At 62.5% G+C, this 23,580-nt stretch carries 24 protein-coding genes; 5 read left to right on the top strand and 19 right to left on the bottom strand.

What is annotated here, in order from left to right:
* Positions 1–9: 9 nt before the first annotated feature.
* Both KHP60_RS14910 and KHP60_RS14905 read right to left on the bottom strand, forming a co-directional pair.
* Positions 10–1,047, bottom strand: coding sequence for a Fe(3+) ABC transporter substrate-binding protein (locus KHP60_RS14910; RefSeq protein WP_213565114.1), 1,038 nt, complete (start codon positions 1,045–1,047; stop codon positions 10–12).
* 151 nt (positions 1,048–1,198) lie between these two features.
* Positions 1,199–1,861, bottom strand: a complete 663-nt coding sequence (locus KHP60_RS14905; RefSeq protein ID WP_213565113.1) for a Crp/Fnr family transcriptional regulator — start codon at positions 1,859–1,861, stop codon at positions 1,199–1,201.
* 602 nt (positions 1,862–2,463) lie between these two features.
* Between KHP60_RS14905 and KHP60_RS14900 the strand changes: the two genes are divergently transcribed.
* From KHP60_RS14900 to KHP60_RS14890, 3 genes are all read left to right on the top strand, one after another.
* Entirely contained in the window at positions 2,464–3,219 is a 756-nt protein-coding gene (locus tag KHP60_RS14900; RefSeq protein ID WP_213565112.1) for a pentapeptide repeat-containing protein, read from the top strand.
* Positions 3,220–3,373: 154 nt separating this feature from the next.
* Positions 3,374–3,823 carry an RNA polymerase subunit sigma-70 gene (locus tag KHP60_RS14895; RefSeq protein WP_213565111.1) on the top strand — a complete coding sequence of 150 codons (450 nt, stop codon included), beginning with the start codon at positions 3,374–3,376 and terminating at the stop codon, positions 3,821–3,823.
* 473 nt (positions 3,824–4,296) lie between these two features.
* Positions 4,297–5,025, top strand: a complete 729-nt coding sequence (locus KHP60_RS14890) for an outer membrane beta-barrel protein (protein WP_311925036.1) — start codon at positions 4,297–4,299, stop codon at positions 5,023–5,025.
* Between the two features lie 532 nt (positions 5,026–5,557).
* Here KHP60_RS14890 and KHP60_RS14885 read toward each other — a convergent pair.
* The 12 genes from KHP60_RS14885 to cobA all read right to left on the bottom strand — a co-directional run bounded on the left by KHP60_RS14885 (position 5,558) and on the right by cobA (position 17,749).
* Positions 5,558–6,790, bottom strand: coding sequence for a phenylacetate--CoA ligase family protein (locus tag KHP60_RS14885; RefSeq protein WP_213565109.1), 1,233 nt, complete (start codon positions 6,788–6,790; stop codon positions 5,558–5,560).
* Positions 6,791–6,890: 100 nt separating this feature from the next.
* A complete protein-coding gene (locus KHP60_RS14880) occupies positions 6,891–7,280 on the bottom strand; it encodes a DUF805 domain-containing protein (RefSeq protein ID WP_213565108.1) in 390 nt (129 codons plus the stop codon).
* A 104-nt stretch (positions 7,281–7,384) separates the two neighbouring features.
* Positions 7,385–8,218, bottom strand: coding sequence for an ABC transporter ATP-binding protein (locus tag KHP60_RS14875; protein WP_213565107.1), 834 nt, complete (start codon positions 8,216–8,218; stop codon positions 7,385–7,387).
* 143 nt (positions 8,219–8,361) lie between these two features.
* Positions 8,362–9,684, bottom strand: a complete 1,323-nt coding sequence (locus KHP60_RS14870) for an ABC transporter substrate-binding protein (protein WP_213565106.1) — start codon at positions 9,682–9,684, stop codon at positions 8,362–8,364.
* A gap of 75 nt (positions 9,685–9,759) precedes the next feature.
* Positions 9,760–10,845, bottom strand: coding sequence for a branched-chain amino acid ABC transporter permease (locus KHP60_RS14865; protein WP_213565105.1), 1,086 nt, complete (start codon positions 10,843–10,845; stop codon positions 9,760–9,762).
* Between the two features lie 12 nt (positions 10,846–10,857).
* On the bottom strand, positions 10,858–11,814 hold the full coding sequence (locus KHP60_RS14860; RefSeq protein WP_213565104.1) for a branched-chain amino acid ABC transporter permease: 957 nt from the start codon (positions 11,812–11,814) through the stop codon (positions 10,858–10,860).
* An 11-nt stretch (positions 11,815–11,825) separates the two neighbouring features.
* Positions 11,826–12,626, bottom strand: coding sequence for an ABC transporter ATP-binding protein (locus KHP60_RS14855; RefSeq protein ID WP_213565103.1), 801 nt, complete (start codon positions 12,624–12,626; stop codon positions 11,826–11,828).
* Positions 12,623–14,674, bottom strand: coding sequence for a long-chain fatty acid--CoA ligase (locus KHP60_RS14850; RefSeq protein ID WP_249688799.1), 2,052 nt, complete (start codon positions 14,672–14,674; stop codon positions 12,623–12,625). Before KHP60_RS14850 ends, KHP60_RS14855 begins: the two co-directional genes overlap by 4 nt.
* 183 nt (positions 14,675–14,857) lie before the next feature.
* Entirely contained in the window at positions 14,858–15,061 is a 204-nt protein-coding gene (locus KHP60_RS14845; protein ID WP_213565102.1) for a hypothetical protein, read from the bottom strand.
* A gap of 325 nt (positions 15,062–15,386) precedes the next feature.
* Complete coding sequence (locus KHP60_RS14840; protein ID WP_213565101.1) at positions 15,387–15,548, bottom strand: hypothetical protein; 162 nt, start codon at positions 15,546–15,548, stop codon at positions 15,387–15,389.
* An 87-nt stretch (positions 15,549–15,635) separates the two neighbouring features.
* A complete protein-coding gene (locus KHP60_RS14835; protein ID WP_213565100.1) occupies positions 15,636–16,958 on the bottom strand; it encodes a cobyrinate a,c-diamide synthase in 1,323 nt (440 codons plus the stop codon).
* Positions 16,955–17,749, bottom strand: coding sequence for a uroporphyrinogen-III C-methyltransferase (gene cobA / locus KHP60_RS14830; RefSeq protein ID WP_213565099.1), 795 nt, complete (start codon positions 17,747–17,749; stop codon positions 16,955–16,957). The genes KHP60_RS14835 and cobA overlap by 4 nt, the downstream gene beginning before the upstream one ends.
* Before the next feature lie 71 nt (positions 17,750–17,820).
* Here cobA and KHP60_RS14825 point away from each other — a divergent pair, with 71 nt between their 5' ends.
* Positions 17,821–18,924, top strand: coding sequence for a cobalt-precorrin-5B (C(1))-methyltransferase (locus tag KHP60_RS14825; RefSeq protein WP_213565098.1), 1,104 nt, complete (start codon positions 17,821–17,823; stop codon positions 18,922–18,924).
* Between the two features lie 11 nt (positions 18,925–18,935).
* Here KHP60_RS14825 and cobM read toward each other — a convergent pair whose 3' ends face one another.
* The 3 genes from cobM to cbiE are packed head-to-tail and all read right to left on the bottom strand — an operon-like array spanning position 18,936 to position 21,303.
* On the bottom strand, positions 18,936–19,709 hold the full coding sequence (gene cobM, locus KHP60_RS14820; RefSeq protein WP_213565097.1) for a precorrin-4 C(11)-methyltransferase: 774 nt from the start codon (positions 19,707–19,709) through the stop codon (positions 18,936–18,938).
* Positions 19,706–20,092, bottom strand: a complete 387-nt coding sequence (locus tag KHP60_RS14815) for a cobalamin biosynthesis protein (protein ID WP_249688798.1) — start codon at positions 20,090–20,092, stop codon at positions 19,706–19,708. The genes cobM and KHP60_RS14815 overlap by 4 nt, the downstream gene beginning before the upstream one ends.
* On the bottom strand, positions 20,089–21,303 hold the full coding sequence (cbiE, locus tag KHP60_RS14810; protein ID WP_213565095.1) for a precorrin-6y C5,15-methyltransferase (decarboxylating) subunit CbiE: 1,215 nt from the start codon (positions 21,301–21,303) through the stop codon (positions 20,089–20,091). Before cbiE ends, KHP60_RS14815 begins: the two co-directional genes overlap by 4 nt.
* A gap of 37 nt (positions 21,304–21,340) precedes the next feature.
* On the opposite strand from cbiE, the gene KHP60_RS14805 reads away from it, so the two are divergent.
* Positions 21,341–22,093: a cobalt-precorrin-6A reductase gene (locus KHP60_RS14805; protein ID WP_213565094.1), complete on the top strand. Its 753-nt coding sequence runs from the start codon at positions 21,341–21,343 to the stop codon at positions 22,091–22,093.
* Here the strand turns inward: KHP60_RS14805 and cobJ are convergent.
* Positions 22,075–22,839 (bottom strand): precorrin-3B C(17)-methyltransferase, encoded by a 765-nt coding sequence (cobJ, locus tag KHP60_RS14800; protein ID WP_213565093.1) that lies wholly within the window; start codon positions 22,837–22,839, stop codon positions 22,075–22,077. The two genes, KHP60_RS14805 and cobJ, sit on opposite strands and share 19 nt — an antisense overlap.
* On the bottom strand, positions 22,836–23,579 hold the full coding sequence (locus KHP60_RS14795) for a precorrin-2 C(20)-methyltransferase (RefSeq protein ID WP_213565092.1): 744 nt from the start codon (positions 23,577–23,579) through the stop codon (positions 22,836–22,838). The genes cobJ and KHP60_RS14795 overlap by 4 nt, the downstream gene beginning before the upstream one ends.
* Position 23,580: the final 1 nt, after the last annotated feature.

Raw genomic sequence — 23,580 nt, 5'->3', positions numbered from 1 at the left:
CCCTCAGTCTTATTGGTCGAAGCCGACCTTGTCGACCAGCTCACTGGCTTTCTTGCGCAGCTTCGCGATCTCGGCGATCGGGATCTTGTCGGCCTTGAGTTCGCCGAAGGACGCGATGGTCGGATGGATCTTGATTCCGGCCTTGATCGGATATTCCGAATTGGCTTCCGCATGGATCTGCTGGGACGCATCCGAGACCATGTATTCCATGAACTTCACGGCATTGGCCTTGTTGGGCGCGTGCTTCGCCAAGGCAAGACCCGAAACGTTCACGTGCGTGCCGCCGCCCTCGAAAGCCGGCAGGATCACGTTGATCGCCTCGCCCCACTTCTTCTGCTCGGCGTCGTTGCCGTTGAGCATGAGTGAGACATAGTAGGTATTGCCGACGGCGATGTCGCACACGCCGGCGAGGATGTCCTTGGCCTGCTCGCGGTCGCCGCCGGAAGGCTTCTTGGCGAGGTTCGCCTTCACGCCCTTCAGCCACTCCTCCGCCTTCGCCTCGCCCTTGTGGGCGATCATGGCGGCAATCAGGCTGATGTTGTAGAGGTGCTGGCCCGAGCGGATGCAGACCTTGCCCTTCCACTTGGGATCGGCGAGCTCCTCATAGGTGATCTTGTCCTGCTTCACGCGCTCCTTGGAGGCATAGACGACGCGGCCGCGCAGGGCGATGCCGAACCAGTGGCCCTCCGGATCGCGGTAGGCTGCCGGGATGACCTTCTCGAGCGCCTCGGACTTCACCGGCTGCGTCACGCCGTAATCCTTCGCGGCTGCGAGGCGGCCGATATCGACGGTAATGATCAGATCGGCAGGGCTGTTCTGGCCCTCGGTGCGGATGCGCTCTTCAAGGCCGTTGGCGATGAAGATCGTGTTGACCTTGATGCCGGTCTCTTTGGTGAACTCGTCGAGGACGGGCTTGATCAGGCCGGGCTCGCGCGTCGTGTAGATGTTCAGCGCTTCCTCAGCGGAGGCCGAGAGGCTCGATCCCGCCAAGGCGCCAAGAGCCGCGGCACCGACAAGAAGCCTGCGTCCAAACGAAAGGTCCACCATTATGAAATCCTCCAGCAACCGTGCCGGGCAGGCGATTTTGCTCCGTCACGTTGTCGTTGGAGGAACCATGATCGGGACATTGCGTCAATTGAAAATCAAGTGATTTCAATACCTTATAAGATTTCTAAACTAGTTCTTTCTTGTAAGTATTCTAAGCTGAGGCGGCCTTCTGAACCGATTCGACCTCGGGAAGGGCGGCGCGAAGGCGGGCGATCTCCTCTTCCATTCTCTCCATGTTGGAGAAGAGCCGTTCACTGGCGAGGCGCAGGAAGTAGAAGCCGAATTCGGGGTTCTGGAAATAGAGCTGGCGCACCTCGTCATACGAGATGCTCAGCACCTCGCCCGCTTCAAGGCATTCGAGTGTCTGGGTGCGCGTGCTGGTCGGGGACATGAAGCCCATCTCGCCGACGACCTGCCCCTGAAGAAGCTCGATATCGATCTCCTTCAAGCGGTAACGTCCGGAAATCGTGAAGAACATGCAGTTGGCGATGTCTCCCTTTGCGAACAGCACCTCACCGGTGGTCGTTTTGTGGCGGGTCATGAAGGGCTTGAGCCATTCCATCGACAGGTCGCTCCTGGAGGCGTGTTTCACCCGCCTGATCAGGCCCAGCATCTGATACAGGCGCACGCTGTTCAGTGGCAGCAGGATCAGGTTGACGACGAGGCTCGGGTAATTGCCCGTAAAGGAAGAGAAGATCAGGGAGCAGATATTGGCCCCAATCCCAATGCAGCGCAGCGGGATGATAGTCTTCATCGCGCTGCCCGTGACGGTAAGGACTGCCCCAAACCAGCCGATCGCCTCAAACCAAGTCATGAATCTTCATCCCCGCATTCTGATTTATCGTTACGGCATATAGCACCAGGATAGGAATAGGCGCCAGCTACGCATTGGCGCAGTATGGGAACCTCTTAAGGAGGGTGCCCGTCAGGGGCTCAGGCATCGGCCGATCCGAAGCGGCCAATGCTTGATTCCGAGGTCAGGGGCGGGGGGTGGAGGTTTGGCCAGGCACGCTCAGACCCCTGCGCTGAGACGTGGCACCGGTCCGCGGCGTGACGGCTGGACGCCTTGCACTCTCACCCGAAACAGATGGCGGGGGAGGAACGGGATCGCGCGGCAGAACCCCGACGGGGGCGGTAGAGGCGACGCAGCCGCTCAAGGCAAGCCCGGCAAGCACAATGGCAGGAAACGTTACGGAAAGGCGCATGGTTTTACTCCACAAGGATTGCTGCAGAAGCTAGACCATAAGAAATGGAAGTCGAGTCTTGTATCGATATTCCGGTCTTTGACAGACACCTCGTTCCGTGTGCAGCGCCGAAGCCAATTTTCTGTGGCTTACGTTGGGAAAGATGCATCGAGAGGGCTCCTCCGGACGGATGGGATGCCTAATTATTGAAAGAGAAACCTGAGAGGACTTTATGGAGGATCGTTTCCGCGTGAAGATTGCAGGAGCTTTGATCGTCACCGTGATCTGTGCCGGTCCGGTCTGGGCCAAGTGTCAGGATGGCCCCGGCCCCGGGGTCGACTGGTCCGGATGCTCCAAGGCGCGCCTCATGCTGACCAATGAGGATCTGACGGGCACTGTCTTCCAGCGTTCCCTTCTGACCTTGAGCGACTTTGCGTCCTCCAAGATGGCCGGTGCCAATTTGAGCGAAACGGAGGTCAGCCGCACCCGCTTCGAGGGGGCCGACCTGACAAAGGCGGATTTCACCAAGGCGCTGGGCTGGCGAGCCAATTTCGGGCAGGCCACACTTACCGGTGCCGTCTTCAGCGGAGCGGATATGAACCGCTCGAACTTTGCCCAGGTCAAGGCTTCGGGAGCGAATTTCAGCAAGGCCGAACTCAACCGATCCGACTTCAGTGGGGCTGACCTCTCTGGCGCCAACATGTCGAAGGCGGAGCTTGCGCGGGTTCTCTTTCAGAGCGCAAGAGTGACCGGTGTCGACTTCAGTTTCTCCAACCTTTCTCGAGCCCGTCTGGATGGTCTGGATTTGCAGGGCGCGAACCTCACGGGCTCATATCTGTACCTGACACAACTCGGCGGCGCGAATTTGAGTGGGGTCACAGGGCTCACGCAAGCGCAGGTCGACATTGCCTGCGGGACGGCGCAGACGAAGCTCCCGGCTGGTCTCGCTTCACCGAAGGGCTGGCCCTGCAAGGAAGAAGAGGACTGAGGCATTGCCGTCTTCGGTGAAACCAAGCCGCAGCGTAGCCGTTGAGTTTGCAGAAGGTGTCGTTTCAAGAGGTTGAGTGCATCGGACTCGAAAGTGGTATCCACTTTTCCATACGATGTGCCAGGTTCCATTTCTTCGAAGGAGTGCGTTCGATTTGACCACGCTCAGAGAATTCGAGGATGCCCTGCGCGAGCAGGGAATGCACATGGCCCTCGCCATCCTGGAGAAGCTTCGCGAACGGGATCGCACCACGCGATCGGTGACGCCCGCTCGCCGCATCACCGGCCGGAAGATGACGCCCGAGCTCGCCCGTCGGATCCTGGACCTTCATGGAACGACGGAGATGACACAGCAGGAAATCGCCTTCCAGCTGGGCGTTAATCAGGGGCGGGTCAACGAGGTCATCAAGCGAGGCAAGTGGCTCCATGACGACCCAACCTCACCGGAGGCGATCGCAAGGGACAAGGCGAAGGCGCGAATGGCCGGCGAGAGCAACCGGAAACGGCCCGAACATCGCGCAATGAAGACAGTCTCTTCATCTCAGAAAAAGAGCTCGAAGCTGAAGCCGAACAACCAGACGCAGCTACTGCTGGGGGATCTCTGAGGAGCGGTACGGAACAGAGGCCGGCGTCAACGAGAAGTGGATCGGGTTCTCACGCGCGCTAAGATATGGGAGCCTTGGAAGGATCTTGGAAGTACAGATCCGCTCTTGCATCCGGTGCCCAAGCGTCCTCGTTTACCAGAAAAAACCCCGCCCAATGGGCAGGGTTGAGTGATCTCCTCGCCTTCGGTTGTCAAGCCGAAAACGCGATTATTAGGACATGCCTTACAAGTAATGTCAAACGACTTTAAATGTATTGTTAAGAGACTTATTTTCTGCAGTATTGGATAAAATTCTTTACATCGAAAGTAGTACTACTTTTGCACCCATTGAATACTGATCGAACATGTAGGTGTTGCTCCTTTGCAATAGCCAGTTGAAACGGAACAGGCGTAAGTTTTCACCGTGAGTCCTCACACCAAGGGGTTACGGTTATGAGAAAGTGCGTACTTAGCCTCCTCGCAGGGGTTGCAAGCGTGACGCTTGCTGCAGCCGCTGCCTCTGCCGCCGATCTTCCTAGTCAGGCACCTCCTCCTGCACCGATCATCTCGGCGCCGATCTTCACCTGGACCGGCTTCTACGCCGGTGTGAACGCCGGCTGGGGCTGGCGTGACAGCGATCGGGAAGCCGTTGTTATCGGTGGCGCCGTTCCGGGCACTCTGTTCTTCCCGGACAACGGTGACGGTGGTTTCACCGGTGGTGGTCAGATCGGTTACAACTACCAGATCGGCTCCTTCGTGATCGGTCTCGAGACCGACATTCAGTGGGCGGATACCGACTCGGATGAGAACGTCGCGTTCATTCCGGCGGGTGCCGGTACCTTCGTGCCCGGTACTTTCGACAATGATCTGTCGGATTGGTTCGGCACGGTCCGTGCCCGCGCCGGTGTCGCGTTTGATCGCGTGTTGATCTACGCCACAGGCGGTCTGGCCTATTCGGATGACACCACCGGCTGGGTTGCGGGTGGCGGTGTCGAGTGGGCTCTGCCGGTGAACTGGTTCGGCTCTTCGGCAGTGACCTTCGGTCTCGAAGGCCTGTGGCTCAGTTTCGACGAGGACGATGAGGACTTCGATCGGGTTGTCGGCACCTTCACGCCAGCCGGCACCACGACACCCTTCGAGGTGGTCTCGCCTGTCGGTCGCAGTGATGAGAACGACTTCTTCGTTGCTCGCGCCAAGCTGAACTTCAAGTTCGGCACGTACTGAGACATTCTACCTGACAACAGAAAGGCCCGGGGAATCTCCGGGCCTTTTTATATGCCTCGTACATCGTGCCGGAGATTGGATTTAGAGTCTTCGGCGATCATCGAGCGGCAATCTCTCGCGCGTGTCCGGCTCCCTAAATCCAAGCTCCGGAAAGAAAATGGCCGCGACCCTGTCCTTTGAAGGATCTGTGGTCGCGGCCCCGGCCCGCGTTTGCCCCCACGGGAAGCTCAGCCCTAGACTCCGAAAACGTGACCTCAATGAGGCACGGCTTGGCCATAAAATTTTTTGAAAAAGTTTGGAACCAAGTTCAGTGCTCGGCGTTTATTGGCATCTCCGGTCTTTTTTGCCCCTACGGCCGGACACCTTGAGAGCACCCCTAAGGGTGCTCTTTCTTTTTGTAATCCGTAATCTTTTCCAATTCGAATCACCTATAAGCTTGAGCCTATGAGGCACGAGTCCTGCGTTCAAGGCGTCTTGGCTCCGCTTCCCTTGCATTCCCGCAAAGCCGGATTGCTGATCGGAAAAGAGCCTTTCAATCGTATCTGCGCTCGTCCGCGATCACCTTGCCGTCGTTCGGAAGGCTGCCAGGCATCGCCAAGAGCACAGATCCTTTCAGCTTCGCGATCGTCTGAAGCGTCGCGCCCACGGCCGCCGAGAGATCCTCGCTTGGCTCAGCCGTTTCGGCATTGAGCGTCATGACGTCGGTCTCACCCTCGCGAGTGACGACGAGGCGCAAGCGGCCGAGTTCGGGATGGCGCCGGCCGATCTCAGCCACCTGCTCGGGCCGGACGAACATGCCTTTGACCTTGGCGGCCTGATCCGCGCGGCCCATCCAACCTTTGATGCGCATGTTGGTACGCCCGCAGGCGCTAGCCCCGCTCATGGCCGCCGTCAGGTCTCCCAGGGCGAGGCGGATGAACGGACGGTGTGGATCGAGCGTCGTCACGACGATCTCGCCGACATCGCCCTCCGGCACCGGATCGCCCGTGCCTGGCCGTACGATCTCGACGATGATGTCTTCGTTGACGACGAGCCCGTCGCGAGCTGAGGTCTCGTAGGCAATGAAACCGAGATCCGCCGTGGCATAGGCTTGATAGGCCTCGATGCCCTTCGCGGAGAACTCGTCCTGCAGCGACTTCGGAAAGGCCGCGCCTGAGACAAGCCCGCGCTTGATGGAGGAGAAGTCTCGTCCCGCGGCCGATGCGCCGTCGAGCAGGACCTTTAGGAAGTCCGGCGTGCCGCAGTAAGCGACGGGGCGATAAGCCTCAACCAGCTCGAATTGCTGCTCGGTGTTGCCGGGTCCCGCCGGGATGACGGCGCAGCCAAGAGCCCGCGCACCGGAATCCATGATGAAGCCACCAGGCGTCAGGTGGTAGCTGAAGGTGTTGAGCACCACATCGCCGCGCCGAAACCCGGCAGCAAACAGCCCACGCGCCGAGCGCCAAGGATCCGAAACGGTTCCCTCCGGCTCGAAGATCGGACCGGGCGACGTGAAGAGACGGCCGAACACGCTTGGCGCATCAGAGACGAAACCCCCGAAGGGGAGGGCTGCTCTCTGTAGCCCCGGCAACTCGGCCTTGCGCAGCACGGGAAGAGTGGCAAGAGCCTTGCGGCTCGTGATGCTGCGGAGGTCGATGCCTTTAAAGCGCTCCGCATAGGCCGGCGCCAGGGAAGCCCGCTTCAGGATCTCCGGCAGCCGAGCGAAGAGCGCGGCTTCGCGCTCGGCAGGGTCGCGGGTTTCGAGACTGTCGAAGTAATCTGACAAGAGCCTGCCCTTTATTCAAAAAGCTCTTCATTCTGAACATACCGTCGGCTTATCCGACGGTATGCGGGAAAATGGCTTATCCTTCCTTCGGGATAAGAGTTTACACGCGAGCCATGTGCGCGCTCGTGATCGATGCCTGCAAGGGATCGGGACCGAACTGGTTCGTGCCCACGGAGCCGCGCTGGCAGAAAAACACGATCAGAACAATGGTTCCTATCACCGGGATCAAGCCGACCAAGAGCCACCAACCCGCCCTGTCCGTGTCATGCAGACGCCGCACGCCGGCGGCGATGCTTGGTACGAGAAGAGCCAGCGTAGTGATCAGATAAAGAACCGGCATGTCGCCGAAGATTGTGGAGTCCAGAATGCTCGCCACTATGTTGACGATCACCAGGAACAGGAAGAAGTACCAGTATTCAGAACGTGTCGCGCGTCCTGAGAACGTCGCGTACTTGTTAAGACAGGTTTTGATTGCTGGTCCGAAGTTCATTGAATGCCCCAAAGACAGAAGATGTGAGTCGCTGACCGCTCACAGATCCCGACGGTAGGTATGCATACTAAATAACGTCAAGTGCGGCGCGGCACATCGCTACCTTACGCCAGCCAGCGTTTGCGGCGCTTGTAGCTCTTCACGGCGCGGAAGGATTTGCGGTCGCCCTCCGAGACACCGAGATAGAACTCCTTCACATCCTCGTTCTCGCGCAGCATCTGCGCAGGACCGTCCATCACGACGCGTCCGGTTTCCAGGATGTAGCCATAGGTGGCGTATTTCAGCGCCATGTTGGTGTTCTGCTCGGCGAGCAGGAAGGACACGCCCTCCGTGGCGTTGAGCTTGCGCACGATCTCGAAGATTTCTTCCACGATCTGCGGCGCAAGTCCCATGGAGGGCTCGTCGAGCAGGATCATGGAGGGCTTCGACATCATGGCCCGGCCTATGGCGCACATCTGCTGCTCCCCACCGGAAGTATAGCCCGCCATGGAGGAGCGCCGCTGCCTCAGGCGCGGGAAATAGTCGTAGATAGCTTCGAGATCTCGCCGGATGGCGGCGTTGCCGTCCTTGCGCGTAAAGGCGCCGGTGAGCAGGTTTTCCTCGATGGTGAGATGGCCGAAGCAGTGACGGCCTTCGAGAACCTGGATGCAGCCGCGCCGCACCAACTCATTGGGTGAGAGACGGTCGACCCGCTCGCCGTTGAACTCGATCGAGCCCTTCGTCACCTCGCCGCGCTCGGCGTGGAGCAGGTTCGAAATGGCTTTCAGCGTCGTGGTCTTGCCGGCCCCGTTCGCGCCGAGCAGGGCCACGATGCCGCCCTTGGGCACGTTCAGGGAAACGCCTTTCAGCACGAGAATCACATGGTCGTAGACGACCTCGATGTTGTTGACGTTGAGGACGGTTTTGGCAGGTACGGGCTGAAGGGCAGCGGCGGTCATCTGAACCTCCCGACCCTCTCGCCTATGCGGGAGAGGGTGGCGAACGGAATAAGCTGGGAGAGGGAAGTCACGGAACGAACTCGGCCCTCTCCCGACCTGCTTTGCAGGTCACCCTCTCCCGCATAGGGGAGAGGGTTCTGACCTCAGCTTGCCTTGTCGCAGGCTTCCGTGCGCTTGGGCCAGCCGGCATTCTTTTCGGCGTAGTCCTTCGCAGCCGCGTCGAGCTGACCTTTCACGCGGTCGGTCATCGGCTCGATGGGGTTGGAGATCTTCACCCATTTCGTGCCGTCCCATTCCTGCATGAAAGCAGCGCGGTGACCGTTATGATCGGCACAAGAGAGCACGAGCTGATCGGTGAAGCCCTCGAGCCCGAGTTCCTTGAGGCGGGCCGGGTCGAGTTTGATGTTCTCCATGCCGCGGCGCACGTCCTCGCCGGTCACTGCCTTCTTGCCCGTGAGCTTCTGCGCCGTGGCAATACCTTCGGCGATCAGCAGCGAGTTGTAGACGCCGCGGTTGTAGAGAAGCTCGCCGACCTTATCCTTCGGGGCTTTCGAGAAGCCCTTGTCGACGACGTGCTTCTGGATGTCCTGGATAGCGGGGAAGTTCGTCCCCACAGCATGCCAGTTGAGCATCTTGAAGCCTTTGGCGCCTGCGCCGCCGCTCTTCGCGTCGTCCTCACCCGGCCACCAGACCGAGTAGAATTTGTCCATCGGATAGCCGGAGCGGACTGCTTCCTTGACCGCGGCGCCGTTCATGGACCCCCAGCCCCACATGATCATGTAGTCGGGCCGGTCGCGGCGGGCGCTGAGCCATTGCGACGACTGGTTCTGCATATCCTGGGCGGCCACCGGATAGAGCGCGACCTCGAAGCCAAGCTCCTTGGACAATTCCTGCAGCAGCGGGATCGGCTCCTTGCCGAAGCTGGCATCGAGATGCAGGAAGCCGATCTTCTTGCCTTTCAGCTTGTCGAGGCCCCCTTCCTTCTCGCCGATATACTTGATGATCATCGACAAGCCGTCCCAATACGTGGCCGGCGGGTTGAATACCCAGGGGAAGATGTCGCCGCGGGCGGAGGCCGAGAGTCCATAGGCCATGGAGAGGATCGGGATCTTGTCCACGGATGCACGCGGGATCAGCGGCAGCGTGATGCCCGTCGACCACGGGTTGACCACGACCGGGCTCTTACCCTTCACCGACTCGTAGCACTCGACACCCTTCTTGGTGTCGTAGCCGGTCTCGCATTCCTCGAGCGCGAGTTTCACGCCGCCAATGCCGCCGTCACGCTCATTGAGCATGCGCAGGTAATCGTGCATGCCGTCGGCGATGGGCGTGCCAGACCCGGCGAAGGGGCCCGTGCGGTAGGTGAAGAGGGGGACATAGATGGAATCCTGCGCAAAAGCGGGCAGGGCTGTACCGCCGAGCATGGTTGCGACGGCTAGTCCAAGGCTCAATGTGCGAAACGACATGGTCGCGTTTCCTCCCGTTGTATCGGCTGATGGCCGAATTCTTGTTCCGTCTCTCGTCTCCATTTCAGTCTGCCGTCAGTAGGGAAACGGCCAGACCAGGAGCTTCTGTTTGCCGATCTGCCAGAGCCGCGCGAGGCCGTGCGGTTCGACGATCAGGAAGAAGATGATGAGCGCACCTACGATCATGAAGCGCAGGTGCTCGATGACGTCGGCGCCGACCGAAATGCCAAAGGGTGACAGGATGGCGGGCAGCACGATGCCGAGGATGATCGGCAGGATGAAGATGAGCGCCGCACCGAAGAATGAGCCGATCAGGCTGCCCAATCCGCCGATGATCACCATGAACAGGATGAAAAAGGACTGGTTGATGTTGAAGACGTCGTATTCCGCGCCGCCATACCAGAGGAAGACGAGGAGCGCACCGGCGACGCCGCAGTAGTAGGACGAGACGGCAAAGGCCAGGAGCTTGGTCTGGAGCGGACGGATGCCCATGAGCTCTGCCGCAAGATCCATGTCGCGGATGGCGATCCACATGCGCCCGATGCGCCCGTGAACGAGGTTGGACGCGAGCCACGTGAGCACGATGACGATAGTGAGCACCACGAGATACCGCGTCTGCGGCGTGGCGTTCGGCCCCATGATCGGAATGCCAAAAAGGGTGCGCAGCGGCGCATCGAGGGCGCCCGAAACGTTGTAGTTCACAAGCCACGGGATGCGGATGAAGCACCATTGCAGGAAAAACTGCGCGGCAAGCGTCGCGACCGCGAGATAGAAGCCCTTGATACGTAAGGAGGGCAGGCCGAACAGAGCTCCGATGGCTGCGGAGAAGAAGCCCGACGCGAAGATCCAGACAATCACGTTCACATCGGGAAAAGCCGTCATCAGCTTGTAGCAGGCATAGGCCCCCACGCCCATGAAGGCGCCGGTGCCGAGCGACAGAAGCCCCGTATAGCCCGTGAGAATGTTGAGACCGATTGCAGCGAGCGAGAACACCAGGAACGGGATCATCACCGCCTGCAGCAGAAAGCTGTTGCCGAGGAAAGCCAGTGCATAGGCAGCCAGGATGATGAGGGTGAGCCCGATCCGGTCTTCCCGCAGAGGAAAGATCGCGCTGTCCGCGACGTAGTTGGTCTTGAACTGGCCGGCCTCACGATAGAGCACTGAGATGCCTCCCTAAATCCGTTCGATGATCTTTTCGCCGAACAGACCCTGCGGCCTGTAGAGCAGGAAGAGGAGGGCGATGACATAGGCGAGCCACGTCTCCACGCCTCCGCCGACGAGCGGTCCCCAGTAAAACTCGCCGATCTTCTCTCCGACGCCGATGATGAGACCGCCGATAATGGCGCCGGGGATGGAGGTGAACCCGCCCAGAATGAGCACCGGCAGAGCCTTGAGTGCGATGATCTGAAGCGAGAACGACACGCCCGAGCGCGCGCCCCACATGATGCCCGCGACCAGCGCCACGATGCCGGCGGCAAACCACACGATCACCCATATCTGATTGAGCGAGATGCCGACGGAGAGCGCCGCCTTGTGGCTGTCGGCCACCGCCCGCAGGGCCCGGCCGATGCGGGTCTTGGAGAAGAATACGGCGAGCAGGCCGATCATGATCGAGGCGATCACGGCGGCGGCGATGTCGAGATGCTGCAGGCGGATGGAGCCGCCGAACGCATCGATCTCCGTCGTGCCCTGAGGCAGAAAGAGCTGTTCCGTGATCATTTCCCGCGGGCTGCCGCCAAAGATGAGCTCGCCGAAGCCGATGAGAAAATAGGTCAGTCCGAAGGTCGCCATGAAGAGGATGATGTCAGGCTGGTTGACCAGCGGCCGCAGCACCACCCGCTCCACTACGATGGCGAGGACCAGCATTGCGAGAGCCGCCAGGATCAGCGCCAGGAAGGCCGGAACGCCCTTCTCATAGAGGCCAACCAGGATCAGGGCCGAGAACACGACCATGATCCCTTGCGCGAAGTTGAACACGCCGGAGGCCTTGAAGATGAGAACGAAGCCGAGCGCGATCAGTGCATAGAGCACACCCGAGACGAGCCCTTCCCACAGTGTCTGGATCAGGAGATCCGGCGCCTCGCCCATGAAGGCGAAGGGTTCGATGAAGACCTTGTACAACATGTCCATCGTTCAGCCCTTCAATGCGCCACGCCGAGATAAGCGTCGATGACGCGCTGGTCGTTCTTGACCTCGGCCGGCGTGCCGTCGGCGATCTTGCGCCCGTACTCCAGCACCACGACTCGATCGGAGAGATCCATCACCACGCCCATGTCATGCTCGATGAGCGCGATAGTGGTGCCGTACTGCTGATTCACCTCCAGAATGAAGCGTGACATATCCTCCTTCTCTTCCAGGTTCATGCCGGCCATGGGCTCATCGAGCAGGAGAAGCTCCGGCTCCATAGCAAGCGCGCGCCCAAGTTCGACCCGCTTCTGCAAGCCGTAGGGCAGGCGCCCGACCGGGACCTTGCGGATGTGCTGGATTTCGAGGAAGTCAATGATCTCCTCGACGAAGCGGCGGTGCTCGACCTCCTCCTTCATGGCCGGGCCATGACGGAAGAGCTGCCAGAAGAAGTTCGAACGCATTTTGATCGAACGGCCGGCCATGATGTTGTCGAGGGTCGACATGCTCTTGAAGAGAGCGACGTTCTGGAAGGTGCGAGCGATGCCGCCGCGCGCCGCCACATAGGGGCGCATCTTCGGGCGCTTGACACCCTTGAAGGTGATGCGCCCCTCGGTCGGGTAATAAAAGCCGTTGATGCAGTTGAGCATGGAGGTCTTGCCTGCGCCATTCGGTCCGATGATGGCGCGGATCTCGCTCTTGCGGATGTCGAAGGATACGTCGGTGAGTGCCTTCACGCCGCCGAAACCCAGCGACACGTTCTCGACGGCGAGCAGAACGTCGCCCTTGCCCATAACCGGATGATCGGGCGCTCTCATTCCGCCGCCTCCAGCACCGATCCAGACTCCGAGGTCGGATAGAGCTTCATATCCCTGATCTTGACCCGCGCGGAAATCACACCCTTGCGTCCATCCTCGAAAGTGACCTCGGTCGAGATGTCGGCCTCGGACGAGCCGTCGTAGAGCGCCTCGATGAGTGGAGCGTAACGCTCGGCGATGAAGCCGCGGCGTACCTTCTGCGTTCGTGTGAGCTCGCCGTCGTCGGCATCGAGTTCCTTGTGCAGGATCAGGAAGCGCTTGATCTGCGCGCCGCCCATGCGCGGTTCGGAGGACAGCGAACGGTTCACCTCGTCCACGTGTTTTTCGATCATGTCATAGACCAGCGGGTGGCCGGCGAGTTCCTGGTAGGAGGCATAGGTGACGCCGTTTCTCTCGGCCCAGTTGCTCACCGCTACGAGGTCGATGTTGATGAAGGCGGCGACGTGGTCGCGCCCGTCGCCGAAGCAGACCACTTCCTTGATGTTGGGATAGAACTTCAGCTTGTTCTCGATGTATTTCGGCGGGAAGAGCGAGCCGTCGCGCATCTTGCCGACGTCCTTGGCCCGGTCGATGATCTTCAAATGTCCGTTCTGGTCGAAGAAGCCGGCATCGCCTGAATGAACGAAACCATCCGGTGTCTTCGTTTCTGCCGTCTTCTCATCATCCTTGTAGTAGCCCACGAACACGCCAGGTGAGCGATAGAGAACCTCGCCGTTCTCGGCGATGCGGATCTCCACCTGCGGAGCGGGGCGGCCCACGGTATCGGCGCGGATCTCGCCGTTCGGCTGCATGGTGATGTAGACGGAAGCTTCCGTCTGTCCGTAGAGCTGCTTCAGGTTCACGCCGATGGAGCGGTAGAAGCGGAAGATCTCGGGCCCGATAGCCTCGCCCGCCGTGTAGCCGACCTTGACCCGGGTCATGCCGAAGCGGTTGCGCAGGGGCGCATAGACGAGCACGTTGCCGATACTCCAGAGAAAGCGGTCCCAGGCTCTCACGCCGGGCTCTCTGTTCAGAATCTTCTCGCCCACCCTGTTGGCGTGATTGATGAAGTAGTGGAACATGCGCCGCTTGAGAGCACCCGCATCCTCGATGCGCACCATGGTCAGCGTGAGCATGCTCTCGAAGACGCGCGGCGGCGCGAAGACGTAGGTCGCACCGACCTCGCGGCGGTCTTCCGCAATGGTTTCCGGGCTCTCAGGGCAATTGACGCACAGCCCGGAGAGGATCGCCTGCGCATAGGAGAAGATGTGGTCGCCGACCCAGGCAATGGGGAGATAAGCGATGATCTCGTCCGTCTCGTCGAGCTTATCGAAGTCGCAGCCGATCTCGGCGGCCGCGATCACCGCATCGGAGGTGAGCATCACGCCCTTCGGCCGCCCGGTCGTGCCGGAGGTATAGAGGATGATGGCGAGGTCGGAGCCCTTGCCCTCCTGCAGGGCCCGCTCGATGGCGGCTGCCTCCTGCGCATCCGCAAGCCGCGCGCGGCCCTCCTGGACGACGGAATCGATGGAATGGAGGCGGCTATGATCGTAGTCCCTCAGGCCCTTCTGCTCGTCATAGAGCACATGCCCCAGTTGCGGCAGTTGTTCCGAGACCGAAAGGATCTTGTCGACCTGCTCCTGGTCCTGCACCGCCGCATGGGTCACTTCGGCGTGGGCGAGCACATAGGCCATCTCCTCAGCGACGGAATCCGCATAGACCGGGATCGGGATCGCGCCGAGCCACTGGGCGGCGCAGATGGTCCAGTAGAGGTAGGGGCGATTATAGCCGATGATGGCGATCTTCCCGCCCCGCTTTAGGCCGAGGGATTGCAGGCCGCAGGCATAGGCGCGGACGATCTCATGCACCTCGCTCCAGGTCCATGATTGCCAGATCCCGAGATCCTTGTGCCGAAACGCGGTGCGGTTCGGGCGCAGGCGCGCATTGCGCGTCAGCAGTTTCGGGAATGTATCCGCGCGCGCATCCGCAGCCGTCGTCAACGACGTCAACCTCCCTGGCAGCCCCGCGCCTTCAAAGCACGTGGTATGGTTTCGCTTCCTCTGGCGCATGGAGAGGCATCTCCACGCGTCCGCCGATCTGCGCCGGCTTGCCCTTCCGGGCGTTGTTGCAGGGTATTCTGTCGTGCCCGTCAGGGGACGGCAAGGTGCCTGCCACCGCTACCATGGGCTAATACACGGACAGGTGGCGCGGGCGGGTGAGAGGCTACGCCCCGACTTCGGAAGGCGGGATCCTCACGGCACGGCAGTCAGCGCGGCTGGCTCGATCTCGCTGGGTTTGACGAGGCGCTCGATCCCGGCGGTGTTCTTGATGCGGTAGACTCGGGAATCGTCATCGTTTGATACGAGGCAGACGATGCAATAGATGCGGCAATCCGAGTACCCGGAGGACGGCTTGGTAATCCGAACGAGTTGTCCGATATGGAATGCCTCTTTCATTGGCACCTCCAACACCATGAATGCAATGGTCAGAAGCTTGTCGGAGGCAGCACCGCGAGGTACGTCAGTCGCCCGTCTGTCAAGCTTGCATGCTCTCCGCGTTCCCTTTCAGGATTGGAGCCGAATCAAGACGGATGGCTGAGGCGAAACGATGGCGTTCTCCCATCTCTTCCCGGTGCCGCGGCATGATACCGCCTGTCGATCCGCAAGCGGCTCGAGAAAATCGCGAACAGGTCGTGAGCACCTTAACATGGGATAAGTGTCACAAAGGCCAAGCTTCAGGAGCTGGGGCCTTCCGCCGCAAATCACCCGGGAAGCGTGAGGTTTATTGCGCCGGAGGCGGCGGGTTGCTGCGAGGATCGGCAGGAGCCGCATTGTTGCCGGGCTGATTGGCATTGTCCGTGCTGCCGGTCTGGTCCGGCCCGTCATTGCCGCAGGCAGCGAGGGCTAGCAGAGCAGCCAGGGGCAAGATTATTCGAAGGCGCATGATGGTCTCCTTATCTGGTGCTGTTCAACTCTCTGTTCGTCGGGAGGTTCACTGACCAGCTTAGACCCAGAGGATGGAAGAGACCGACTATCCCTGGGCGATGGCATGGAAGAAACTGCCTGTAACCTGCCCCCGGCGATGACCCGCGGTTCCCAGGTCGTTGCCTTCCGCATCGGTAATCGTCGCGAAGGCGGCCTCCCGTGACATGTCGCTCTGGGTCACGCAGGCATAGTGGAACTCATGGCCGACGAGGCGCTGTCCGGCTGCGCCCGTTACACCGTCTTCGATGATATGCGCCACCCGATAGCCGAGATGCATCCTGCGCTTCGCATAGCTCGTCTCGACCGGCAGGAGGTCTGCCATAGGATGCTTCTGGCCTTCGCCGTCCTCCAGGGAGCGGCCCAGCACCATGTAGCCGCCACACTCGCCATGGACCGGCCTGACCTCGGCAAATCGGCGCAGTCCGTGGAGAAAGCGCTCCGCTCCGGCAATCCGTCCAGCATGAAGCTCGGGATATCCACCCGGCAGCCAACAGACGTCGCAATCGGGCGGCGGAAGCTCGTCGGCGAGGGGGGAGAAGGTCACGATTTCCGCACCGGCCGCGCGCCAGCCCAGCAGCACATGCGGGTAGACGAAGGAGAATGCCTGGTCCGAGGCCAGTGCGATGCGCTGCCCCGGCGGCGGTAGAGGCCTTGCGCCGCCGGCGGACCGAATCCGGGTCGGACGGGCCAGGGTGATGAGCCGGTCGACATCAAGCGCAGCCTCCGCCGCATCGGCAAGGCGTTCCAAGTGCCTGTCGAGCTCGATCGTCTCTCCTGCTTGGACGAGGCCGAGATGCCGCTCGGGCAGGGTCAGGTCGCCGTTGCGCATCAGAGCTCCGAGAACCGGCAAGCCTATGCGCGCCATGCCGTCCTCGACCTGCCTACGGTGGCGTTCGCTTGCGACCTTGTTCAGCACCACGCCGGCCACCTCGATCCGTGGGTCGAAGCGGGCGCAGCCGAGCGCGACAGCGGCTGCCGACTGCGCATGGCCCGAGACGTCGAGGACGAGGATCACCGGCCAGCCGAACAGGGCCGCAATGTCCGCGCTGGCGCCGGTGCGGCCGGTCTCCTGGCGTATGCCGTCGAAGAGGCCCATCGAGCCTTCCGCGATGACAAGCTCCGCATCGCCGGCCGCCTCCGATGCGAGCGCGTCCAGCAGTGGCGCGCTCATGGCGAAGCTGTCGAGATTGAAGCTCGGCGCGCCGGTAGCGGCGGTGTGGAAGGCGGGATCGATGTAATCCGGCCCGCATTTCATTCCGCGCACGTGCAGACCACGGCGGGCCAGCGCTCGCTGGAGCCCAAGCACGATTGTCGTCTTGCCCGATCCCGAGCGCGGCGCTGCAATGAGAATGCCTGGAGCGATGCTCATTGGGCCGCCTCGCTGCCGAATTCGAGCAGATGATTGGCGATGGCCGATCGGAAGGCTGCAATCGCCCCGATAGCTACGATAGCCGGGGAGCGGATGAGCCCTTCTGCCGCAAGTTTAGGCAGGGTTTCAAGCGTTCCTTCCACCACGCTTTCCTTAGCGGTCGTCGCCCCATGTACGGCCAGGGTGGGGGTGTCGCCCGCGAGCCCGCCCTCGAGGAGACCTTTCACGATGGAGGGGAGGCTGGATACCGCCATGTAGAGCACGATGGGGGCGCCGGTGCGAGCAAGCCTGCTCCATTCGATCTCCGAGTCGGGAGCGGCATGGCCCGTAGCAAGGATGACCGCATGGTTCGTCTTGCGTATGGTTGCCGGTACGCCGTGGATGGCGAGCGAGGCAAGACCGCTCGACACGCCGGGGATGATGCGGAACGGGATGCCAGCGTTCGAGAGAGCGAGTGCTTCCTCGCCACCGCGCCCGAAGATGAAGGGATCGCCCCCTTTCAGCCGCAGCACCCGCTTGCCTTCCCGGGCGAGCTGGATGATCCGCTCGCAGATATCCCGCTGAACGGCGGAGGGCTTGCCTCCGCGCTTCCCGGCGAATTCGAGCGTGGCGCCCTCGCGGGCAAACGACAGCACGGCCGGGTCGACGAGCGCGTCGTAGACAATGACATCGGCCGACGCGAGGGCATTCAGCGCATGGATGGTGAGCAGGCCCGGATCGCCTGGGCCGGCGCCGACGAGCCAGACCGTGCCCGGAGCAAAGGGCGGCGAGAGGCGGGACAGGGAGGTCATGCAGGCCTCCGGACCCGAGCGACATTCACGGGATGGCTGTTGGAATTCATGGGGACGATGTAAGAGAGCGTATGGACGAGAGTAAACCCGCCGGACCGTTGCGCCGGGGCTGGACCACGGGCGCCTGCGCCACGGCGGCGGCCAAGGCGGCGTATCTTGGTTGGCAGACAGGCGATTTTCCTGATCCCGTCGAGATCGCGCTTCCAGGTGGGGCGCGGCCTGCCTTCGCCCTTGCCAATAGTGAGCCTTGCGATGGCGGTGCCCGGGTGGGTGTGATCAAGGATGCGGGCGATGATCCGGACGTGACCCATGGCGCACTGGTGGTTGCAACCATCCGTGACGGCGCGCCGGGCTCGGGCATCAAGTTCCGCGCAGGCCCGGGCGTCGGCACAGTCACCCGGGCCGGCCTGCCGCTGCCGCCGGGTGAGCCTGCCATTAATCCGGTTCCGCGCCAGATGATCCGCGACAACCTGGAGGAGGCGGCACGCAGTGTCTGCGGAACCTTGGATATCGAGGTTGAGATCTCCATACCGGGTGGCGAGGCAATTGCGCAGAAGACCCTCAATCCGCGTCTCGGTATCCTGGGCGGGCTGTCGATCCTCGGCACGACCGGGGTAGTAGTCCCCTATTCCTGCTCGGCCTGGATCCACAGCATCTATCGCGGCATCGACGTGGCCCGCGCGGGTGGCCTCGACCATGTGGCAGGAGCGACCGGATCCACCTCCGAGAGGGCAGTGCAGATCCTGCACGACCTCCCGGACCATGCCCTCATCGACATGGGTGATTTCGCCGGCGGCATGCTGAAATACCTGCGTCGCAACCCGGTCCCGCGTGTCACGATAGCGGGCGGCATCGCCAAGATGACGAAGCTCGGACAAGGATTGCTCGACCTGCATTCGCGCTCCGGTGCAGTCGATCTCGTTTGGCTTGCCGAGCGCCTTGCGGAAACTGGTGCGGAGCCGAGCGTTGTGGAGGCTTCCCGAAGCGCCAATACGGCGCTTGAAGTGCTGGAGAACGCGAAAAGCCTTGCCCTTCCGTTGGGAGACATGGTGGCGCAGCATGCCTGGCGTACGGCGGCCAAGGCCCTGCGCGGTGCCGAGATCGCTCTCGAGATCGCCGTGTTCGACCGCGACGGACAACTCGTCGGCCGCATGCCGTTCCATCCGGTTGCCTGACGCTACGTAATTCATCGGTTGTCCTCGCGGACGCCGGGACGGAAGCGGCGGTCGTAATCGGTCGAATAGAGGGCGCTGTCGCGGAAGTCCTTGGCTGCCAGCGTCCGTCCGATCAGGATCAGCGCCGTGCGTTCCAGCTTCTCGGCGCGGACCATGGCGGCGATTGTCTCCAGCGTGCCCCTGATCACCCGCTCGTCTGGCCAGGACGCGCGCCAGACCACCGCTGCGGGACAATCGGCGCCGTAGAACGGCAGCACGTCCTCGACCACCTGCTCAATGACGTGGATCGATAGATGAATGGCGAGCGTCGCCCGGGTCTGCGCGAAGGTGGCAAGCCGCTCCGTCTCCGGCATGGCGGACGCCCGACCTGACGTGCGGGTGAGGACCACCGACTGTCCGACTTCCGGCACGGTCAATTCGCGCACCAATGCTGCGGCGGCGGCCGCGAAGGCTGGCACACCGGGCGTGATCGTGTAGGGGATGCCGAGCGCATCGAGCCGCCGGAGCTGCTCGCCCATGGCGCTCCAGATCGACAGGTCGCCGGAATGGAGCCGTGCCACATCCTCACCTTGCTCATGCGCCCGCACGTATTCCGCCGTGATGGCATCGAGATCGAGAGGGGCGGTGTCGACGAGCCGCGCGCCAAGCGGGCACCAAGTCAGGATCTCCGGCGGCACGATGGATCCGGCATAGAGGCAGACGGGACAGCGCTCGATGAGGCTGCGCCCGCGCACGGTGACGAGATCGGCCGCGCCAGGCCCGGCGCCGATGAAATGAACGGTCATGGCGCAGTCTCCGGACAGGCGAGGGCGCAGGTGGCGGATGCCGACGCGATGCGCTCAAGAACGAGCGTGGCTCCAGGTCCTGCGGCGGCAAGCGCCGCCGCTTCCGCAACCGATCCGACGCCATGAGCGGCGAGGGAGCGTACCGATTTCGTACGCACTTGAGGCGCCGCGGCGAATAGCGCTTGTTCCTCGACTGCTATCGCGGCAACGGCAAGTCGGCGGGCTGCCTTCGTGAAAGCCGGCAGATCGGCCAGAGCTTCAATGGTTGCGAGTTTTGCCAATGCACCATGCGTCAGCGCAGAACGCTCAAGCGCCTGCTCCACGAGCATCACGATCTCCTCGGCGGCGACGCTGCGCCTGAATCCGACACCGGCGATGATCATGACTTCGTCACCAACCATTGCGTGACGGGCATCGCTGCCCGCCATCCGTGCATGCCGCCAACGGGCTCCAGACGCGAGACCGCCAGACGACGCATCGCGCCGCCATACTGCCCATAGAGCGTGCCGAGCAGCGTCTCGGTTTCGAGCGTGACGCCGTTGATGACGAGCCGTCCGCCGGATTTCAGCGCCGCCCAGGCTTGGTCGAACACACCAACTTCCGAGGCTCCGCCGCCGATGAACACGGCATCCGGTGCGGGCAGATTGGCCAGGGCTTCCGGCGCACGCCCGATACGGATGTCAAGTTTGGTCGCGCCGAGTTCCAGCGCATTGCGGCGCGCTCGCTCGGCCCTCTCCGGCCGCTCCTCGATTCCGATGCCGCAGTTGCGTGGATGGCGCAGGCACCATTCGATGCCGATGGAGCCTGCACCTGCGCCGATGTCCCACAGCAATTCACCCACCTTGGGTGCGAGCGCGGCAAGGGTGAGAGCGCGGATCTCCGCCTTTGTGAGCTGGCCGTCGTTCTGGAAAAAGGCATCGGGCAGGCCCGGTGAGAGATTGATGACTCTGGCATTGCCCCCAGCCACGACCTCGACGGCGATCGTGTTGAGCGGATCAATGCCCGTCATGGCGAAATCGGCAGCAACCGCGCGGCTGATGCGCTCGCGCGTGCCGCCCATGGATTCGCATACGGTGATCATCGATCCTCCGAAGCCCCGCGCCTGCAGCAGGTTGGCGAGTTTGCGCGGCGTCGAGCCGTCCCAAGACAGAGCAAGGATGCGGGCGCCGGGCTGCAGATGAGGAATGATCCGCTCCAAGGCCCGGCCGTGCAAGCTCACGCAGTCGCAATCGGGCAGCGACCAGCCTAGGCGCGCGGCCGCAAGGCTGAAGGCGGATGCTTGCGGAAAGCAGGAGATTTCCTCGGCAGGGATGAGGCGCGCGAGTTCAGCGCCGACGCCGTAATGGAACGGGTCGCCCGTGGCGAGAAGGCAGGTCGGCTGGCCGCGGCGGGCCAGGATGATCGCATAGCCGTCCGCAAATGGGCTCGGCCAAGCGAGCGTTTGCGTGGCAAGAGGGGCCGCGAGATCAAGATGGCGCGCTCCGCCGATCACGAATTCGGCTTGGTCGAGTGCAGCCAGAGCCGCAGGCGAGAGACCCGCGCGCCCATCCTCGCCGATGCCGATGATGGTGAGCCAGGGACGGTTTGTCGCCATGCTCGACTCCTGCTCAGAATTCAGGGAAAAGGAGCGCATGCGCATCCTCATTCTGGGCGGCACGACAGAGGCCTCCGCACTTGCGGCGCGGCTTGCCGGTAAGCCTGATTTCAGTCCGCTCCTGTCCATGGCCGGTCGCACCAGCGATCCGCGTCCCATGCCGATCCCAACCCGCATCGGCGGCTTCGGCGGCGTGGCGGGGCTCGCCGACTTTCTGCGCATCGAGCGGATAGAGGCTGTGATCGACGCGACTCATCCCTTCGCCGCGGTGATGTCCCGCAACGCGGCAGAGGCCTGTGCGCAGGCTCAGGTGCCGCTGCTCGCCCTGCGCCGACCGGCCTGGGTTCCGCAGGAGGGGGATCGCTGGATCGAGGTGGCCTCGATGGGAGAGGCCGTTCAGGCTCTCGGGGAGGCGCCGCGTCGCGTCTTCCTCACGGTGGGCCGCCTCGAACTCGCACCCTTCGCGGCTGCGCCGCAGCACACTTATCTGGTGCGCACCATCGAGCCGATCGGCGATGCGCTGCCGATGCCGAACGTGATTGCCATCCGGGAGCGGGCGCCGTTCGATGAGGCGGCCGAGCGCGCGCTCATGGAGCGCGAGCGCATCGACATGGTGGTGACGAAGAATTCCGGCGGCGCGGCGACCTACCCGAAGATCGCAGCCGCGCGGTCTCTCGGCCTGCCGGTTGTCGTCGTGGCGCGGCCGGAAACGCCGCTCGGCGTCGAGGAGGTCACCAGTGCCGAGGCGGCGCTCGATTGGCTGGAGCGTCTTCACGGCCGCTCTCCGTAAAAGCGCGGTGTATAGACGTAAGGCTGTTCGCCCTCAGGCCGCTCGATCAGCCGTGTGGTGGTGGCGCCGATGATCACGATTGTCGACATGTCGGCTATGGACGCTTCCACCTCGGCGAGAGGCAGGATTCTGATCCGCTCGTCGGGCCGGCCCACGGCGCGGGCCAGAACGATCGGCGTGTCAGGGCCATGCGTCTCGGCAACGATTTCCAGCGCCGCCCCGAGCTGCCAGGGTCGGGCTGAGGATATCGGATTGTAGAGCGCCACGACGAAATCCGCAGCAACAGCGGCTCTCAGGCGTGCTGCAACGATCTCCCAGGGCTTCAGGTTATCCGACAGCGACATGGCGCAGAAATCGCCGCCGAGAGGCGCGCCGACGCGAGCCGCCGCGGCGAGCATCGCCGTGATGCCAGGCTCCACGCGGATGTCGAGGCTGCGCCAAGCCGGATCACCATTGTCGACGGCCTCGAACACGGCGGCCGCCATGGCAAAGACGCCGGGATCGCCGCCGGAGACGATGGCCACGTGCGCGCCTTTCGCCGCGAGATCGAGCGCGAAGCGTGCTCGGTCGAGCTCGACGCGATTGTCGGAGGCATGCCGCCGAAGGCCCAGCCTTTCCGGCACGAGGTCCACGTAAGGGCCGTAACCGACAATATCGGTCGCGGAGGCGAGCGCTTCGGAAGCGGAGGGCGTCAGATAGCGCGGATTGCCAGGTCCTAGGCCGACGACGGTGAGCAGCCCCGTCATACTCGCCTCCCTTGCCCGGGCACGATGATCAGGGAGAAGTAGGGAGCGTCGAAATCCTCAGGGAGGTCGGGCAGGGGGATGATCTTCTCATCCGCCATGGTTGCGCGCTCCACATAGATGGCGCGCTCGAAAAGTCCTGTCGATTTGAGCACCGCGCGGACTTTCGGAAGATGGCTTCCGAGCTTCATCACCACGGCGGCATCGGTGCCGGAAAGTCGGCGCGTGAGCTCGGTCTCGGGCAGCGTGCCGGGCACGACGGTCAGCACATCATCACCCCAGGTGATTGGTGCCCCGGCCCGGGTCCACGCCCCTGACATGGCTGTGACAGCCGGTACCACTTCGATTGGAACGCGGTCTTTCAGGCGCCACCAGAGATGCATGAAGGAGCCGTAGAAGAAGGGATCGCCTTCGCAGAGAACTGCGATGGTGCGTCCCGTCTCGACCTCGGCGAGAAGGCGCGCTGCCGCCTCCTCGTAGAACGGGTTGAGGGCTGCCGCATAATCCGGATGATCGGCCGGGATCTCGGTCGTCACCGGGTAGGCAAGGACGATTTCCCGCTCCGGATTCCGGCCGACGATGACATCCGCGATGGTGCGCGCATTGCCGCGCCGTCCGCGCTTGCAGAAATGGACGAGCCGGTCCGCCGTCTCCAGCACCTTGCGGGCGCGGACGGTCATGTAATCCGGATTGCCCGGGCCGAGGCCCAGGCCGAAGAGGCGGATGGGATCCTGGGTGGTCATC

Source organism: Microvirga sp. 3-52 (genome assembly GCF_018383585.1).
In the GTDB taxonomy this organism is placed as follows: Bacteria; Pseudomonadota; Alphaproteobacteria; order Rhizobiales; family Beijerinckiaceae; genus Microvirga.
The sequence above is the reverse complement of the archived record's forward strand: the minus strand, read 5'-3'. Positions and strand labels throughout refer to the sequence as shown.